Origin of the sequence: Clostridioides sp. ES-S-0048-02 (genome assembly GCF_020658495.1) — a bacterium.
Lineage (GTDB): Bacteria > Bacillota > Clostridia > Peptostreptococcales > Peptostreptococcaceae > Clostridioides.
On sequence record NZ_JACVWH010000001.1, the window covers coordinates 246,470 to 264,173 of the forward strand.

At 29.3% G+C, this 17,704-nt stretch carries 16 protein-coding genes; 14 read left to right on the top strand and 2 right to left on the bottom strand.

The annotated features are described in order from the left end of the window. Nucleotides 1-244 precede the first annotated feature (244 nt). A complete protein-coding gene (locus tag IC173_RS01185; RefSeq protein WP_227434212.1) occupies nucleotides 245-394 on the top strand; it encodes a hypothetical protein in 150 nt (49 codons plus the stop codon). 212 nt (nucleotides 395-606) lie between these two features. Here IC173_RS01185 and IC173_RS01190 read toward each other — a convergent pair whose 3' ends face one another. Beyond that, nucleotides 607-927 (bottom strand): MazG-like family protein, encoded by a 321-nt coding sequence (locus IC173_RS01190; protein WP_227831212.1) that lies wholly within the window; start codon nucleotides 925-927, stop codon nucleotides 607-609. 118 nt (nucleotides 928-1,045) lie between these two features. Next, nucleotides 1,046-1,783 carry an NAD-dependent protein deacylase gene (locus IC173_RS01195; RefSeq protein ID WP_227823660.1) on the bottom strand — a complete coding sequence of 246 codons (738 nt, stop codon included), beginning with the start codon at nucleotides 1,781-1,783 and terminating at the stop codon, nucleotides 1,046-1,048. Nucleotides 1,784-2,097: 314 nt separating this feature from the next. On the opposite strand from IC173_RS01195, the gene IC173_RS01200 reads away from it, so the two are divergent. From IC173_RS01200 to IC173_RS01260, 13 genes are all read left to right on the top strand, one after another. Then, a complete protein-coding gene (locus IC173_RS01200) occupies nucleotides 2,098-3,927 on the top strand; it encodes an SH3 domain-containing protein (protein ID WP_227855049.1) in 1,830 nt (609 codons plus the stop codon). Between the two features lie 212 nt (nucleotides 3,928-4,139). Then, nucleotides 4,140-8,438, top strand: a complete 4,299-nt coding sequence (locus tag IC173_RS01205; protein WP_227834641.1) for a PolC-type DNA polymerase III — start codon at nucleotides 4,140-4,142, stop codon at nucleotides 8,436-8,438. Nucleotides 8,439-8,650: 212 nt separating this feature from the next. Continuing rightward, the gene (gene rimP, locus IC173_RS01210; protein ID WP_227434216.1) at nucleotides 8,651-9,112 is read left to right on the top strand and encodes a ribosome maturation factor RimP; all 462 of its coding nucleotides are present in this window, start codon (nucleotides 8,651-8,653) and stop codon (nucleotides 9,110-9,112) included. Nucleotides 9,113-9,141: 29 nt separating this feature from the next. Then, a complete protein-coding gene (gene nusA, locus IC173_RS01215) occupies nucleotides 9,142-10,296 on the top strand; it encodes a transcription termination factor NusA (protein WP_227434217.1) in 1,155 nt (384 codons plus the stop codon). Between the two features lie 6 nt (nucleotides 10,297-10,302). Further along, nucleotides 10,303-10,584, top strand: a complete 282-nt coding sequence (gene rnpM, locus IC173_RS01220; RefSeq protein ID WP_227434218.1) for an RNase P modulator RnpM — start codon at nucleotides 10,303-10,305, stop codon at nucleotides 10,582-10,584. Next, entirely contained in the window at nucleotides 10,574-10,885 is a 312-nt protein-coding gene (locus tag IC173_RS01225; protein ID WP_227434219.1) for a L7Ae/L30e/S12e/Gadd45 family ribosomal protein, read from the top strand. The genes rnpM and IC173_RS01225 overlap by 11 nt, the downstream gene beginning before the upstream one ends. Before the next feature lie 21 nt (nucleotides 10,886-10,906). Continuing rightward, entirely contained in the window at nucleotides 10,907-12,847 is a 1,941-nt protein-coding gene (gene infB, locus IC173_RS01230; protein ID WP_227434220.1) for a translation initiation factor IF-2, read from the top strand. A 42-nt stretch (nucleotides 12,848-12,889) separates the two neighbouring features. Further along, complete coding sequence (gene rbfA / locus IC173_RS01235; RefSeq protein ID WP_227434221.1) at nucleotides 12,890-13,270, top strand: 30S ribosome-binding factor RbfA; 381 nt, start codon at nucleotides 12,890-12,892, stop codon at nucleotides 13,268-13,270. After that, entirely contained in the window at nucleotides 13,263-14,234 is a 972-nt protein-coding gene (locus IC173_RS01240; protein WP_227855050.1) for a DHH family phosphoesterase, read from the top strand. The genes rbfA and IC173_RS01240 overlap by 8 nt, the downstream gene beginning before the upstream one ends. A 12-nt stretch (nucleotides 14,235-14,246) precedes the next feature. Then, the gene (truB, locus tag IC173_RS01245) at nucleotides 14,247-15,152 is read left to right on the top strand and encodes a tRNA pseudouridine(55) synthase TruB (protein WP_227434223.1); all 906 of its coding nucleotides are present in this window, start codon (nucleotides 14,247-14,249) and stop codon (nucleotides 15,150-15,152) included. Nucleotides 15,153-15,283: 131 nt separating this feature from the next. Continuing rightward, nucleotides 15,284-16,213 (top strand): bifunctional riboflavin kinase/FAD synthetase, encoded by a 930-nt coding sequence (locus tag IC173_RS01250; protein WP_227434224.1) that lies wholly within the window; start codon nucleotides 15,284-15,286, stop codon nucleotides 16,211-16,213. 103 nt (nucleotides 16,214-16,316) lie between these two features. Next, nucleotides 16,317-16,574: a 30S ribosomal protein S15 gene (gene rpsO, locus IC173_RS01255; protein ID WP_227434225.1), complete on the top strand. Its 258-nt coding sequence runs from the start codon at nucleotides 16,317-16,319 to the stop codon at nucleotides 16,572-16,574. Between the two features lie 238 nt (nucleotides 16,575-16,812). Beyond that, a complete protein-coding gene (locus IC173_RS01260) occupies nucleotides 16,813-17,658 on the top strand; it encodes a DegV family protein (RefSeq protein ID WP_227855051.1) in 846 nt (281 codons plus the stop codon). Nucleotides 17,659-17,704: the final 46 nt, after the last annotated feature.

Consider the following 17,704-nt stretch of genomic DNA (forward strand, 5'->3'; position numbering starts at 1 on the left):
ACCTTTATAAATATATTCATCCTCTGTCAATTTAATATATAAAAAATTTAATAAAGTTAAGATTTTATATAGAAAATTTAAAGAGATAAAAGTTTTTAAATTTCGTAGTCATAGTGGCCATATTAGAATCGTGTCAAAAAATAAAAATATTTTTATTTATTAAAGTTTTTGGGAATAATAATAACAAATATTAGAACTAATTAACAGTTTTTGTAAGTATTTGACAATAGAGAGGGTGTAACAAATGGGAATAATAGAATCAGCATCAAAGTTAGCTGAGATAGTTCATTTATTAGCAATTGAAAAAGGGATAACAGATATAGAAGCATGGGATGAAGCGATAGAAGAATATAGTAAAATTTATGAAAATAAGAGAGAACAATATAGAAGTTAAAAATAAAATTTTGCTGACAAAAAACTCATTATACTGGATAAAATTTAATTGTTTATGAAAATATCAAATAATATATACAAATAAAATAAAAAATGGTATCTCAATTACAATTTAAAAAATCATTTTGAGATACCATTTAATAGCAAATTTACATAGAAATTAAACATTTCAGACTTTAAATTTATTTTAATAAATATTTAGAGATAGAATGTTTACTTATCTAGGTTTTTTATGTAGCCTCTTTTTTCTAGTTTTTTTATATGTTCTTTGCGTATTTCATCAAGATTAATACCATATTGTTCTTCTAGTTTAAACATCATAGTTACACATGTTTGAGCCACGTCCATCAATTCTTTAGCAGTTTTCTTTATAATATCAACTTCATCTAAGTCATTATTTTCTCCACTTAGATTTCTGAATTTGCCTATACATTCAGCTAGTTCGCCTTGCTCTTCACCCATTTTGATAAATGTAGATTCCAGTGTTGGGTCTAAATTATTAAGTTCTGGTAAAGATATAGTTTTTAGTTTCATAAAAAGCTCCTTTCAAATTATATATTTATACTAAAATACTATAACAAAAATAATAATAAAAAGAAACTTTAAATTCAACATAAAAACTCATATATATAATAAAAATATTGAAATAAATCTATATTTGTCTTAATACAGCTTCATATAGAACTTCTCCAATAGGTCTATTAATTACAAGAGATGCAGATTTATCATAAACTGTGTTTGCCTTATTAATAAGAGCAATATATTTACCTTTGTAATAATCTATAAAACTAGCTGCTGGATATACAGCCAATGATGTACCTCCTATAATCAGTAAATCAGCATTACTTATAGCAGAAATTGTCTTAGTAATAACATCACCATCAAGAGCTTCTTCATAAAGCACTACATCAGGTTTTACTATAGAGCCACAATCATCACAATGAGGAATATTACCTCCTAGATTTAGCATAGCTTCTAAATCAAAAAATTTACCACAGTTAGTACAGTAATTTCTATGTACAGAACCATGAAGTTCTAAAACATTCTTACTTCCAGCCATTTGATGAAGTCCATCAATATTTTGAGTTATAACAGCTTTAAGTTTGCCCATTTCTTCTAGCTTTGCCAAAGCTATATGGGCATTATTAGGTCTTGCATTAGGATATATCAGTTTATCTTTGTAGAATTCAAAGAACTCTTCTGGATATTTAACAAAAAAAGTATGTGAAACTAATTGCTCAGCAGTAAATTGTTTATTGAGTTTTTGACTAAAAAGTCCAGTAGAGCTTCTGAAATCTGGTATATTAGATTCAGTTGAAACACCTGCTCCACCAAAAAATACTATATTATTATGATTAGATATTAAGTCTTTTAGGTTATTTGCATCCATAGTTTACACCTCCAAAATTATTATATATAGATTGTACTACATATTATAAAGTTTATGTTACTTTATTAGATTCTGAGTATCTTCTTAATGTTTTACAAATCAATTTAAAGAGTGGGCATAAATAAAATTATATGAGCTAGAAGAGTTTATATTTTTCAATATATAAATAGATAAATTAAAATCAGAAATGAAAATAAAGAAAGTATAAATAAAATGTATACATAATATAAATAGACAATATTTACTAAAATCATAAGTTGTCGTATAATTATATTAAAATTGTTTTAGTGTTAAAAGAAGGGCGGGGGAAGTAAGTGAAGAAAAAAGCAGCTTTAGCAACATTAGCTGTATTGCCATTAACTATGGTAAATGCACATGCTGATGGAGAAATAGGTATAGTGACTATAAATTATTTAAATGTAAGAAATGAACCAACTGCCGAAAGTAGTATATCTTTTGTTGCTAAAAAAGATGATAAAGTTTTAATAAAAGACTCTTCTAATGGATGGTATAAAATAAAAGCTGAATCTGGACAAGAAGGTTGGGCTTCATCAAAATATATAGCAAAATCTAATGGTGACTTTTTAAGAACATCTACAAATAAAGAAAAACAGGTTACCTCAAATAGTTTAAATATGAGAAATGGAGCAGGAACAAGCTATAGAGTTATAACTGTATTAAAAAAGGGACAAAAAGTAGAAGTAATATCAGAAAGCAATGGCTGGTCAAAAATCAAATATGATGGAAGACTAGGCTATGTATCTAGTTCTTATCTAGGAGATGTATCAAGTTCAACTAATAAATCAAAAACTAAGCAGGTAAATACAACTTCACTAAATGTAAGAAGTGGTCCAAATACAAGCTATGGTGTATTAGGTAAGTTACAAAAAGGAAGTAAGGTAGAAGTAATATCAGAATCTAATGGATGGTCAAAAATAAAGTATAATGGAAAAGATGGATATGTATCTAGTATGTATTTATCAGATGCAGGTCAGAGTGATACAAATAATTCTAGCCAAGATACTGATAAAAAAAATACTAATAAATTTGTAAATACAGCCTCTTTAAATGTAAGAAGTGGTCCAGGCTCTACATATAGTAAATTAGGAAAAGTCTATAAGGGAAGCAAAGTAACTGTGATGTCAGAAAGTAGTGGATGGGCTAAAATTAATTTTAACAATAAAGAAGCATTTGTTGTGGGGAATTATCTAGCTGATTCGACAGATACATCAGATGATAATACAAATAATAATAACTCAAATAACAATTCCAATAATAATGGAAATAATGATTCTACAACGTCAGGACAAGTAAATGGTATGGCAAATATAAGTGGAGCTAAGATTGATTACAAATCTTTAAACTATACACTAGCTTCTCATGTAAGTAAACAAGTTGAGAAAGCAACAGCAGGAGGGAATGTAATAGCTCCAGGTAATAGAAAAAGTACCCCAAGTCCTGAATTTAGTACATTTTCAGCACAAAGAACAAGTTCATTTGTAAATGCTAGTTCAAGTGACATAGAATATTATTTAAATCCTAAAAACTTTACAAATACTACAAAAGGTATGATGCAATTCTTAAAAATTAATAGCTATAGAAGTGGTATATCAGAGTCAAGCTTAAATTCATACCTTAATGGATTATCTTCTAGTGTATTTAAGAATCAAGGAGCTGCATTTATAAACGCTGCTAAGAAGTATAATATAGATGTAGTATATCTAGTATCTCATGCTATGTGGGAAACTGCTTATGGTAAATCTACACTTGCACAAGGTCAGACATTGACTTCTTATAAAGGCCAAGCTCTTAGCAAACCAGTTAAAGTGTATAATTTTTTTGGAATAGGAGCAATAGATAAAAGTGCCAATGTTTCAGGAGCAGAGGCAGCATATTCTAATGGATGGGCTAGTATTGAAGCTACAATAGATGGTTCTGCAAAATGGATATCTCAAAACTATGTAAATAGTTCTAAGTACAATCAAAATACTATTTACAAGATGAAGTGGAATTATGATTATACATGGCACCAATATGCAACTGATGTAAATTGGGCTAATGGAATTTCTGGAATTATGGAAAATTTAATTGGCCTTTATAGTGGTGGAAGTAGTTTAGTCTTTGAGATACCACAATATAAGTAATACATAAGTAAAAAATATAGACTATGGGTAGTTTTTCATTTTGTTTAAATTATCTGTAGTCTTTTTGTATATAATTTACAAGATATAAATCTTAATATTAGCAAAATTTTTATGCTATAATATTAATTCTAAGTAAATATAAATGAGTAATAGATAGAAATAGAGAAAAAGTGGTAATAATATATATATAATGTTAGGAAAGGAGGATATAAATGGAAAGTGTTAAGGAATATTTAGATAAATTAGAAATTAATAACAGCGGTCTTGGAAAGCAACTTAAAGAAGTTTACATAAGTAGAGTAGTTTATTTTAAAGAAAATAAAATTGTTTATTTTTACCTGACATCTAAAGATATTGTTTCACATGAACTTTTAGATAAATTTAGAGAAGAATTGATGTATAAGCTTGATTATTTTAAAGATATAAAGATGAAAATAAGATTTACTGGATTTGAAAGAAAATCTAACAAAGATGTTATAAAAAAATATTGGAATAATATCTTGTATATATTAAAGTACCTGTGTCCATCCATTGCAGGATGGTATAAGCAAGTTGAATTTCTTTGTTTAGATGAAGAATTAAAAATAAAACTCCCAAAGGGTATATTTTATGAGAGATTAATAAAAAAAAATGTAGTTCATGTACTTAAAACTGTTCTTAGTGAAGAATTGGGATTGGATTTAGATATAACTATTGAAAAAGCTGTTGATGAAAAGGTAAATGTAGAAAGACTTATAAGAATAAATGATAGAGAAATGGAAGAAAAAATTAGAGCATTGGAAATTGGACAAATTAATAAGTGTGAAGAAAATGAAGAAGAAGGCTATGTTATTAAATCAGAAGTTGACGAAAATTTAGTCTATGGAGATAATGCAAATGCTATGATTGAAAATATATCTGGTTTAAATGCCTCTTCTGGAACAGTTGCAGTTGTTGGAGATATATTTGATGTTGAGACTAAAGAACTTAAAAATGGAAAAATACTTATGATAGCATCAATTACAGATTATACTAGTTCAATAAGTTGTAAGCTATTTTTAACAGATACCAATAAAGATGGAGTACTTGAAAATGTTAAAAAAGGAGCTTATTTAAAACTTAAAGGTGATATAGTTTATGATACATATCAAAGAGAAATTAGTATGATGATTAGTGGAATTAGACAAGAAGCTAGACCAGAGAGAAAAGATACTTCAGAAGAAAAAAGGGTGGAGCTTCATGCACATACTCAGATGTCTTCTATGGATGCTATTTGTTCTGTTAAAAAACTTGTAGAACGTGCAGCAAAATGGGGACATCCAGCGGTTGCTATAACAGACCATGGTGTTGTACAGGGATTCCCAGATGCTATGAATGCTGGTAAGGCAAACAACATAAAAATACTTTATGGAGTAGAAGGGTATTTAGTTGAAGATGATTCTCTTATTATAGAAGATGCAAATGATAAAGAACTTTCTCAGACGTTTGTTGTATTTGATATAGAGACTACTGGATTTTCTAATACAAATGATAAAATAACTGAAATTGGTGCTGTAAAAATAGAAAATTTTAAAATTGTAGATAGATTTAGTGAATTAATAAATCCTGAAAAAGATATTTCGTATAAGATACAAGAATTAACAGGAATAACTAATGAATTGATTAAAGATAAGCCAACTATTGAAGAAGTTCTTCCAAGATTTATGGAGTTTGTTGGAGATAGTGTACTAGTTGCACATAATGCGGAGTTTGATACTGGATTTATATCACAAAAGTGTAGAGAACAGGGGATAATGTATAATCACAAAAAAGTAGATACACTTATGTTAGCCAGAGTAATGCTTCCAAAGTTAAAAAGACATAGATTAAATGTTGTTGCTAAAGAGCTTGGCATACCTCTTTTAAACCACCATAGAGCAGTTGATGATGCGGAAGCAACTGCACTTATATTTAATAAATTTTTACAGATGCTTACAGAAAAAGGTGCCAAAACTTTAAGTGATGTGAATAATATCCTTGGAAAAATCGATTATACAAAGCTTAGTACAAATCATATAACTTTGATAGCAAAAAATTCTATAGGTATAAAAAACTTATATAAAATAATTTCAGATGCACATGTAAATCATTTTTTTAGAGCCCCAAGAATCCTTAGAAGTATTTTAAATGAGTATAAGGAAGGTCTCATAATTGGTTCTGCTTGTGAAGCAGGGGTTGTTTTTCAAGCTGTAAAGAAAAATGTATCTGATGAAGAAATGAAAAAAATAATAGATTTATATGATTATATAGAAGTAATGCCTATAGATAACAATAGGTTTATGATTGATAAAGGAGAAGTAAAGGATGAAGAAGAGCTGAGAGAATTAAATAGAAAATTAATTGATACAGCTAAGAGGTTTAATAAAATTCCAGTAGCTACTGGAGATGTGCATTTTTTAGATAAACATGAGGCTGTTTTAAGAAAAGTTCTAAAGTATTCTCAAGGATTTAAGGTAGATGAAGAAGAGACTTATTTACATTTTAGGACAACAGATGAAATGTTGGAGGAGTTTAGTTATCTTGGAGAAGAATTAGCATATGAAGTTGTGGTTGAAAATAGTAATTTGATTGCTGATATGGTTGAAAATATAAAACCTATACCAGATGATACATATCCACCAATTATAGAAGGTTCAGATGTAGAATTAAGGGAAATGTGCTATGAAAAAGCTAAACGGATTTATGGAGAGCCAATACCAGAAATAGTTCAAAAAAGATTGGATAGAGAATTAAATTCAATAATAAGTAATGGATATGCAGTTATGTATATTATAGCTCAAAAACTAGTTGCAAAATCTCTTTCAGATGGGTATTTGGTTGGTTCAAGAGGCTCTGTTGGTTCATCATTTGCAGCTACTATGAGTGATATAACAGAAGTTAATCCTCTACCAGCTCACTATATTTGTGAAAATGAAGATTGTAAATATTCCTTTTTTTATGAAATAGGTGAATGGGGGTCAGGTGTTGACTTGCCAGATAAGGATTGTCCAAAATGTGGAAGAAAACTTGCTAAAAATGGTCATGACATTCCGTTTGAGGTTTTCTTAGGTTTTGAAGGAGATAAAGAACCAGATATAGACCTAAATTTCTCAGGAAATTATCAGCCAACAATCCACAAATACACCGAAGAATTATTTGGAGAGGGATATGTATATAGAGCAGGAACTATAGGTACAGTAGCAGAAAAAACAGCTTTTGGATATGCAAGAAAATATGTAGAAGAAAATAATATAAGTGTACCAAATGCGGAGGTACTTAGACTTTCAAATGGGTGTACTGGCGTAAAAAGAACCTCAGGACAGCATCCTGGTGGAGTTATGGTTATACCAGACTATAAAGATGTATATGATTTTACACCTATACAATATCCAGCAAATGATACTTCTTGTGGCGTTATAACTACTCACTTTGATTATCATTCAATAAGTGGTAGGATACTTAAACTTGATATACTTGGACACGACGGTCCTACTATCATAAGAATGCTTGAAGATATTACTGGAATAAATATAACTGAAATTCCTCTAGATGATGAAGAGACTATGTCTTTATTTACATCTACAGAAGCGTTAGGAGTTACACCAGAAGAGATAAATTGTCCTATAGGATGTCTTGCTGTACCTGAATTTGGAACTAAGTTTGTACGACAAATGCTCCTTGATACAAAACCTACTACGTTTGCAGAGCTCGTACGTATATCTGGTCTTTCTCATGGTACAGATGTTTGGGTAAATAACGCACAAGATTTAGTTAGAGAAGATATAGTGGGATTAAAAGATGTTATATCTACACGAGATGACATAATGAACTACTTAATATTTAAAGGCTTACCTCCTAAGATGAGTTTTACAATAATGGAGAGTGTAAGAAAAGGGAAAGGTTTAAAACCAGAACATATTGAAGAAATGAAGAAAAATAATGTTCCAGAATGGTATATAGGTTCGTGTAAAAAGATTAAATATATGTTCCCCAAAGCACATGCTGTTGCTTATGTTATGACCTCATTTAGAATTGCATATTGTAAAGTACATTACCCAGAAGCCTTTTATGCAACTTACTTTACTACAAAGGTGGAAGATTTTGATGCAGATTTAATTGTTAAAGGTTTAGATACTATAAAATCAAAAATAAATGAGATTGAAGCATTGGGAAATGATGCAACTACAAAGGAAAAAGGTATGTTGACCGTATTAGAAGTTGCACTTGAAATGTATGCAAGGGGGATAAGGCTGTTACCAGTTGATATATATAAATCGGATGCAAGTGACTTTATAGTTGTTGGAGAAAAAACATTACTTCCACCAATGGCAGCAATACAAGGTCTTGGAGGAAATGCAGCTTTAAATATTCAAAATGAAAGAAAAAATGGTGAGTTTATATCAAAAGAAGATTTAAGAAAGAGAGCAAAAGTATCAAAAACAGTAATAGAAACACTTACTAATCATGGCTCACTTGAAAATATGAGTGATGAAAACCAATTGTCACTGTTTTAGGTTAGTTCAAAAAGTTGCAAATAAAAGAATTTTATGATATCATAGTATAGAAAATAGTATACTTTGCAGAAACTAAGAGTGAGACAGCTGTTCTCACTCTTTTATTTTAAATATATTATTAAGAACTAGTTTAAATTTATTAAATACATTTAATTTAAAAATTATTTAATAAATTTAAACTAGTCATTTACAATTGAATAGGAGGTAATTTAATGAAAAAAGATTTAGAAGTAGCAATTGAAGAAATTGTAACTAAAATAACGGATGAACATGGATTTGAAATGGTTGATGTTGAATATGTAAAAGAAGCAGGAGAATACTACTTAAGAGTATACATAGATAAAGAAGAAGGAATATCTTTAAACGAATGTGAATTAGTTAGTAGAGAACTAAGCCCAATATTAGACGAAAAAGACCCTATAAAAGAGAATTATTTCTTAGAAGTATCTTCTCCAGGGCTTGATAAAGCACTAAAAAAAGACAGAGATTTTGCTAGATACCAAGGTAGAGATGTAGATTTAAAATTATATAAACCATTAAATGGATGTAAACAATTTGAAGGTGAACTTGTAGGATTAACAGAAGATAATAATATAAAAATCATTATAAATGGTGAGGAAATGGAATTTAATAGAAAAGATGTTGCTATTGTTAGATTAGCAATAAAGTTTTAGTGGTATATTAAATAGGGAGGAAATAAAAAATGAATCATGAATTTATGGAAGCACTAAATGAATTAGTAGTTGATAGAGGTATAGATAAAGAAATACTTATAGATACTATAGAGCAAGCTCTTTTAACTGCATACAAAAAAAACTTTGGTTCAGCACAAAATGTTAGAGTTGAGTTTGATAGAGACAAAGGCGATATAAAGGTGTTTTCTCAAAGAGTAGTTGTCGATGAATCAGACTTGTATGATACTTTCTTAGAAATAGAGTTAGCAGATGCTAGAGAAATAAACCCTAATTATGAACTGGGTGATATTATAGAGCATGAAGTTACACCTAAAAACTTTGGGAGAATTGCAGCTCAGACAGCAAAACAAGTAGTTGTTCAAAGAATAAGAGAAGCTGAGAGAGAAATAGTGTATAATGAATTTATAGAAAAAGAAAATGAAATAGTTACAGGAGAGGTTGCTAGAGCAAATAAAAATATTGTTTATGTAAATCTTGGAAGAATAGAAGGGATAATGACTCAAAGTGAACAAATCCCATTTGAAAATTATAAAGCAGGTCAAAAAATAAAATTCTATATACTTGAAGTTAAAAAGACTAACAAAGGACCTCAAATAGTTGTATCAAGAAGTCATCCAGGTCTAGTAAAGAGATTATTTGAAGAAGAAGTTCCTGAAATATATGAGGGTATAGTTCAAATAAAATCAGTAGCAAGAGAAGCTGGGTCAAGAACTAAAATGGCAGTAAGATCTATAGATGAAAAAATAGACCCAATTGGAGCTTGTGTAGGTCCAAAAGGACTTAGAGTAAAAAATATAGTGGATGAACTTGGTGATGAAAAAATAGATATAATAAAATATAGTGAAAATCCAGCAGAGTTTATATCAGCAGCACTTAGCCCATCAAAAGTTGTTAAAGTAGATATAAATGAAGATGAAAAATCTGCCTTAGTTATTGTTCCAGATTATCAGCTATCACTTGCTATAGGTAAAGAAGGCCAAAATGCAAGACTTGCAGCAAAATTGACAAACTGGAAGATAGATATTAAGAGCGAATCTCAAGCAGAACAAGAAATGATAAATCTTGAAAATTCCAAAGAAATAGAAGATGAGGGTATTAAAGCTGAATTTATCAATCAAGATGAGTTAGATATCTCAGATGATAATTTCAAAGAAGAAGAGTAAGGAGGGATGGCTTTGAAAAAAGTAAAAAAAGTGCCTCAAAGAAAATGCATAGCGTGTCAAGATAGAGACTCTAAAAAAGAGCTTATAAGAATAGTTAAAAATAAAGAAGGAAAAATATTTTTAGACCCAACAGGAAGAGCTAATGGAAGAGGAGCATATGTGTGCAAAAGCTCTGAATGTCTAAAAAAAGCTATAAAAAGCAAAGCATTAAATAAAGCTTTTAAAATTGATGTTCCTGATGAAGTCTATGATAATCTACTTATGGAGTTAGAAGAATATGAAAAATAATAAAGAAAAGATACACTCGTTCTTAGGACTCGCAACTCGTGCAGGGAAAATAGTGTCTGGTGATGATTCAACTTTGCTTGACTTAAAAAAAGGAAAAGTAAAATTAATTTTAATTGCAGAAGATGCATCAAATAACACAAAAAAACTTTTTAAAGATAAATCAACTTTTAGAAATATTCCATATCTATTTTTTTCAACAAAAGATGAAATAGGATTTGCAATAGGAAAATCTCCAAGAGCAGTCGTAGGAATAAAAGATGAAAATTTTGCTAAAAAGATAATTGAACTAATAGAAATTTAAAATAAAATAGGGGGTGATCTTGTGTCAAAAACAAGAGTATACCAAATAGCAGAAAAATTAAATATATCAAATGAAGAGCTTATAAATAAGTTAGCTGAATTAGATATTAATGTAACTGACAAAGATTCAGTATTAGAAGGTGAAGCGTTAGAATTAGCACTTGAAGTGTTAAGTGAAGATTCATCTCAAGAAAATGGAAATATTATAGAAATAGATGGACAGTTGACAGTACAAGTATTGGCAACTAAATTAGATAAATCTCCATCAGAAATAATTATGAAGCTTATGAAAATGGGAACTATGGCAACAATAAATCAAGAGATAAATTTTGAGATTGCTGCTTTAGCTGCCAAAGACTATGGATTTGAATTAACAGTAGCAGAAAGTGATGATACAGAAGCTTTAGAAATAGAAGCTTTAATGGAAATTGAAGAAGATAATGAAGAGGATTTAAAACCTAGACCACCAGTTGTTACAGTTATGGGACATGTTGACCATGGTAAAACATCTTTACTAGATGCAATAAGAAAAACTGATGTAATTTCAGGTGAAGCTGGAGGAATAACTCAGCATATAGGTGCTTCAGAAGTTAAAATTAATGGACAAAAAATAGTCTTTTTAGATACACCAGGGCATGAGGCTTTCACATCAATGAGAGCAAGAGGAGCACAAGTTACAGATATAGCAATATTAGTTGTTGCAGCAGATGATGGTATAATGCCTCAAACAGTAGAAGCAATAAACCATGTTAAAGCAGCAGGAGTACCTTTAATAGTTGCTATAAATAAAATAGATAAACCAGGTGCAAACCCAGATAAAGTTAAACAAGAATTAGCAGACCAGGGATTATTAGTTGAAGACTGGGGTGGAGAAGTAATAGCAGTTCCAGTATCAGCTAAGAAAAAAGAAGGAATAGATACACTTTTAGAAATGGTATTGTTGGTTGCTGAAATAGAAGAATTAAGAGCCAATCCAAATAAAAGAGCAGTAGGAACTGTTATAGAAGCTGAGCTTGATAAGGGAAGAGGTCCAGTTGCAACAGTACTTGTTCAGGGTGGTACTCTAACAGTAGGTGATCCAATTGTTGCAGGTGTTGCATGTGGTAAAGTTAGAGCAATGATAAATGCAAAAGGAAAAAGAGTAAAAACAGCAGGTCCATCTACAGCAGTGGAAATATTAGGGCTATCAGAAGTTCCACAAGGTGGAGACCAATTTGTTGAGGTTCCAACAGATAAAATTGCTAGAAGTGTAGCAGCAAGAAGACAACAATTATTTAGAGATGAGATGTTAAAATCAACTCAAAGATTATCACTAGATGCTTTATTTAGTCAAATGAGTGAAGGTGCTATAAAAGACCTTAACATAGTTATAAAAGCAGATGTACAAGGTTCAGTACAAGCAGTTAAACAATCTTTAGAAAAATTATCAAATGAAGAAGTACAGGTTAAAGTAATACATGGAGGTGTTGGAGCTGTAACAGAATCAGATATATTACTTGCAGCAGCCTCTAATGCAATAATAATAGGATTCAATGTAAGACCAGTTCCAGGTGCAGAATCTCTAGGAGAAAAGGAAAATGTTGATATAAGAACATATACTATAATATACAAGGCTATAGAAGATATACAAGCTGCTATGACTGGTATGTTAGACCCTGAATATGTTGATGAAGAAACAGGAAAAGCTGAAATAAGAGAAATATATAAAATATCTGGTATTGGAACAGTAGCTGGATGTTATGTAACTAATGGTAAAATATTTAGAAACTGTAAAATAAGATTAGTTAGAGATAGTATAATAATACATGAAGGTGAACTGGCAGCACTTAAGAGATTTAAAGATGATGTAAAAGAAGTTAATTCTGGATACGAATGTGGTATGAGTTTTGTAAATTATAATGACATAAAAGAAGGCGACATAGTAGAAGCTTATATAACTAAAGAAGTAGAAAGAAAATTATAAATTCGTATCAAAGAAAATCAGTTAGTAAAGAAGGTCGATGGTATGGCATCATATAATAGAACAAGAAGAATTGCAGAAGAAATAAGAAAAGTAGTAAGCACTATGCTTATAAATGGAGTAAAAGACCCTAGAATAACATCTTTGGTAAGTGTAACTGATGTAGAAGTTACAAATGACCTAAGATATGCTTATGTATATGTAAGTATTCTAGGTGGAGATGAAGAATCCACATTAGCAGGACTTAAGAGTGCTGGAGGGTATATAAGAAGAGAAGTAGGAAAAAATATAAAGCTTAGATATATTCCTGAGATAATATTTAAACTTGATGATTCAATAGAAAAAGGAATGTATATGGATAGCCTTATAAAGAGAGTAAATGAAAAAAATACTCAAAAAAATGAGGATGAAAATTATGATGAATAATATTGATAGTATTATAAATTATATATATGAAGGTGACTATTTTATAGTTACCTCTCATATTAGTCCAGATGGAGATAATATTGGTTCCACACTTTCAATGTATTATACACTAAAAAATTTAGGGAAAAATGTATATTATGTACTTGATGATGAAGCTCCATTGAATTTAAAGTTTTTAGTTGAAGGTATAGAAATTTATAAGTCTCATGAATTTGATATAAATAAGTATTCTCTAATTGCACTTGACTGTGGAGATAAGATGAGAATATGTGTAAGTGATGAAATCAAAAATAATGCATCAAAAGTAATCTGTATTGACCATCATGCGAGTAATGATTCATATGGAGACTTAAACTATGTAGATATTGATGCATCTTCTACTTGTGAACTAGTGTATAATTTATTGGTTAGATTTCAAGAAATAAAAGACATTAAGATTATAAATAAAGACATATCAACATGTTTATACACAGGTCTTGTAACTGATACCGGAAATTTTTCCTATTCAAATGTGCATGCAAGTAGTTTTGAAATGGCAAAGGATTTACTTATTTTGGGTGCAGAAAAAAATACTATAATACAAAATATATATCAAAGTAATTCTTCTGATTATTACAAATTATTAGGTGAAGCTTTGAAATCTTTGGAGATATTTGATTCAAAGGTATCTAGTATAATTTTAACTCAGGATATGATGAATAGGAATAACATGAGTTTCAATGATGTTGATGGTATAACAACATATACTAGAGATATAAAGGATATTGAAGTTGGAATTTTATTTAAAGAAAAAAAACAAGATGAAATTAAAGTGAGTTTTAGGTCAAAAAATTATGTTGATGTAAGTGAAATAGCTAAGGTATTTGGTGGCGGTGGTCACATAAGAGCTGCTGGATGCACTATCAAAGATAGTATTGATAATGCTAAAAAAATGGTATTAGAGGCAGTGTTAAAATCAATTTAAGGTGACAATAAAATGAATAAGATTATAAATATATTGAAGCCTACAGGTATGACGTCTCATGATGTTGTAAGTAGGGTAAGAAAGATTTTAAATATGAAAAAAGTTGGGCATACAGGTACTCTTGACCCAGATGCATCAGGTGTTTTACCAATATGTATAGGAAAAGCTACAAAAGTATGTGAACTTATTTTAAACAAAGATAAATCGTATATATGTGAACTTACTTTAGGTATAAGTACAGATACCTATGATTCATCTGGTGAAATTATAAAAAAAGTTGATGATTTTAAGTTAAGTAATGAAGATATAGAAAGAGCTTTTGATACGCAAAAAGGTGAAATAGATCAACTTCCTCCAATTTACTCAGCTTTAAAAGTAAATGGAAAGAGAATGTGTGATTTAGTAAGAAGTGGTAGAGGCTCTGAGATTACTTTAAAAACTAGAAGAATAAACATAAAAGATATAAAAATCCTTAGTATAAAAGGTAATAAAGTAATGTTTTATGTTGAATGTTCTAAAGGGACTTATGTGAGAAGCATTTGCCATGATATAGGAGAATATCTAGGGTGTGGAGGACATATGTCGTTTTTAAATAGAACATCTTCTGGCAAATTTAACTTGGAAAATTCGATAACGCTGGAAGAATTAGAATTATTTTATGCAAATGAAACTCTGGATAAACATTTATATGATATAGATTATGTATTGGATTCGTTTAATTATATTGTATTAAACCCTAATGCTATAAAATATTATAGTAATGGTGGTTCAATAGATGATAAGAGATTTTTAAAGAACAATCTCAGTAAAGATGATGAATTTGTAAGAGTATACAGTAAAGATAACTTCTTAGGATTAGGAAAATTATCAAAACATAATAATACAATAAGTGTTAAAAGTGATAAGATGTTTGTATAATCAATGTATTTGAAAAAACACCAAAAGAGATAGTACTATAATAACTTCTATAGTCTATCTCTTTTACTTATGCTATAATAGTTTGTGAATAAGTTAAGAGTAAATTATAATTTTAGCGGGGAAAATTTATTATGGTGATTATAAAATCTATAGCAGAAATAGCAAACATAAAAGAAAGTGTCATTACCATAGGGAATTTTGATGGCATACACAAAGGACATCAAGTTCTTATAAAAAAAGCAGTTGAATATGCAAAAAAAGAAAATATACAGAGTATTGTATTTACATTTGCAAATCATCCTGTAAACTACTTTAGACCAAACTCAACAAAAAATATTATAAGCAATGAGGACAAAATAAGATTATTGGAAGAATTGGGAATAGATATAGTTGTAATCATACCATTTGATGAGTATATGACCAAAATACCTGCAAAGGATTTTGTAGAGGAGATACTAGTAAAAAAATTAAAAGCTAAAAAAATAGTAATTGGACATGACTTTACGTTTGCCAGAGCGAAGGAAGGTAATGTCAATCTATTAAAAAGCTTAGAAGATGAATTTGGTTTTGAGGTGGAAGTAATAAAACCAATCAAAATAAATGATGTAAGAGTGAGTAGTACTTATATTAGAAGTTTAGTATCCCAAGGTGATATGACTAATGTCAAAGAGTATTTAGGTCGTAATTACAAGTTGGAAGGCTGTGTTATACATTCTAAACACCTTGGAAGAACTATTGGATTCCCAACAGCAAATATTGACCTTAAGAATAATATGCTCATTCCAAAGAGAGGTATCTATGCTTCTATTGTACATATTGGAGATGAGGTTTATTTTGGTGCTACAAATGTAGGTTACAACCCAACGGTTAATGGAAAATCTTTGTCTATTGAAACAAATATTTTAGAATTTGACAGAGATATTTATGGTGAAAATATAATTGTTGAATTTTTGGAAAGAATAAGGGATGAGAGAAAATTTAATTCAATAGATGACTTAAAAAATCAATTGTCTAATGACATAAACTATGTATATGAAAACTATGTTTGCAAAAACAGGTAATGTATGATAAAATGATTAAGGAAAATAACCATTACTCAGCTTTTGAATACTCCAATCAATGCTTAGTAATAGGCGTTTCTAAAAAAATACGGAGGTAATCTAAATGATAAACAAAACAGAAATAATCAAAGAATATGGAAGAGTTGAAGGAGATACTGGTTCTCCAGAAGTACAAATAGCTTTATTAACAGCTAGAATAAATGATCTAAATGGACATTTAAAAACTCATAAGAAAGACCACCATTCAAGAAGAGGACTATTAAAAATGGTTGGTAGAAGAAGAAACTTATTAGCTTACTTAAAAGAAAAAGATCTTGAAGGATATAGAGCATTAATAGCTAAATTAGGATTAAGAAAGTAATTTCATTCTTTATAAAAAAGCAGGTATAGTGTATACCTGCTTTTTTATAGTTAATTTATTATAGAGTAAAATAGTTAATAATAAAAGTAATTTATACATTATAAAAAATTATAAAATGAATAATATTGGGTAAGAATATAAGGTAATATATAAATACATAAGCAATTAAAAAGGAAAGACAAGATAAATATAGAAACTTTATACTATAATATTTAGTTAGAATAAGGAGGAAATTATTTTGAAAATAAAGTTAGTATGTGATAGTTTGTGCGATATTCCAGATGAAATATCAAAGAAAGATTATATAGAAATAGTTCCACTTACAGTTATTTTTAATGATAGAGAATACATAGAAGGAGTGGATATAGATAAAGAAGAGTTTTACAAGAAAGTAAAAGAAATAAAACAAATACCTAAGACTTCACAAGCTACATATATGGAGTTTAAAGAAGTATTTGATAAGTTTATAGAAGAGGGATATCATATAATCTGTTTAACAGGTGCATCAAATGCCTCAGGAACTCTTCAAAGTGCTGTAATAGCTAAGAATGATATGAATGAAAAAGAAAAAATACATATATTTGATACTCGAAACTTATCACTTGGTAGTGGGCAATATGTTATAAAAGCCTGTGAACTTGTTGAAGAAGGTTTGGGGTTTGAAGAAATAATAAATGAGTTAGAAAACATTCGTAGCAGTATAAGATTACTTTTTGCTCCATATACCCTTGATTTCTTAAAACAAAGTGGAAGGGTTCCAGTAGCAACTGCTTTAATAGGAAATATGTTGAATATAAAACCTATATTTTTCTTTGATAATGGGGAAGCTAAGTTGGTAAACAAGGTCAGAGGAGTAAAAAATATAGCAAGTAAACTAGTAGATATAATTTTAGAAATGAATGAAGGGTCTTTAGAAGGGAAAATAGTAACAATAGGCTGTGGAGATAATCTACATGATTGTGAAATATTAAAAGAAGAAGTAAATAAAAGAATAAAAGCAAGAAGAGTCTTGTTTACTAGAGGTGGAGTTTCTATTTGCTCTCATACAGGGCCAGATATATTAGCTATAAGTTGTTCTAATTAGCAGGAATATAAGCTTCTTGCATATATAGGCAAAGATAATTTTTATA

Coding starts and splice junctions, on each gene's coding strand:
- IC173_RS01185 (WP_227434212.1), top strand. CDS start 245: ATGGGAATAATAGAATCAGCATCAAAGTTAGCTGAGATAGTTCATTTA.
- IC173_RS01190 (WP_227831212.1), bottom strand. CDS start 927: ATGAAACTAAAAACTATATCTTTACCAGAACTTAATAATTTAGACCCA.
- IC173_RS01195 (WP_227823660.1), bottom strand. CDS start 1,783: ATGGATGCAAATAACCTAAAAGACTTAATATCTAATCATAATAATATA.
- IC173_RS01205 (WP_227834641.1), top strand. CDS start 4,140: ATGGAAAGTGTTAAGGAATATTTAGATAAATTAGAAATTAATAACAGC.
- rimP (WP_227434216.1), top strand. CDS start 8,651: ATGAAAAAAGATTTAGAAGTAGCAATTGAAGAAATTGTAACTAAAATA.
- nusA (WP_227434217.1), top strand. CDS start 9,142: ATGAATCATGAATTTATGGAAGCACTAAATGAATTAGTAGTTGATAGA.
- rnpM (WP_227434218.1), top strand. CDS start 10,303: ATGGCTTTGAAAAAAGTAAAAAAAGTGCCTCAAAGAAAATGCATAGCG.
- IC173_RS01225 (WP_227434219.1), top strand. CDS start 10,574: ATGAAAAATAATAAAGAAAAGATACACTCGTTCTTAGGACTCGCAACT.
- rbfA (WP_227434221.1), top strand. CDS start 12,890: ATGGCATCATATAATAGAACAAGAAGAATTGCAGAAGAAATAAGAAAA.
- IC173_RS01240 (WP_227855050.1), top strand. CDS start 13,263: ATGAATAATATTGATAGTATTATAAATTATATATATGAAGGTGACTAT.
- truB (WP_227434223.1), top strand. CDS start 14,247: ATGAATAAGATTATAAATATATTGAAGCCTACAGGTATGACGTCTCAT.
- IC173_RS01250 (WP_227434224.1), top strand. CDS start 15,284: ATGGTGATTATAAAATCTATAGCAGAAATAGCAAACATAAAAGAAAGT.
- rpsO (WP_227434225.1), top strand. CDS start 16,317: ATGATAAACAAAACAGAAATAATCAAAGAATATGGAAGAGTTGAAGGA.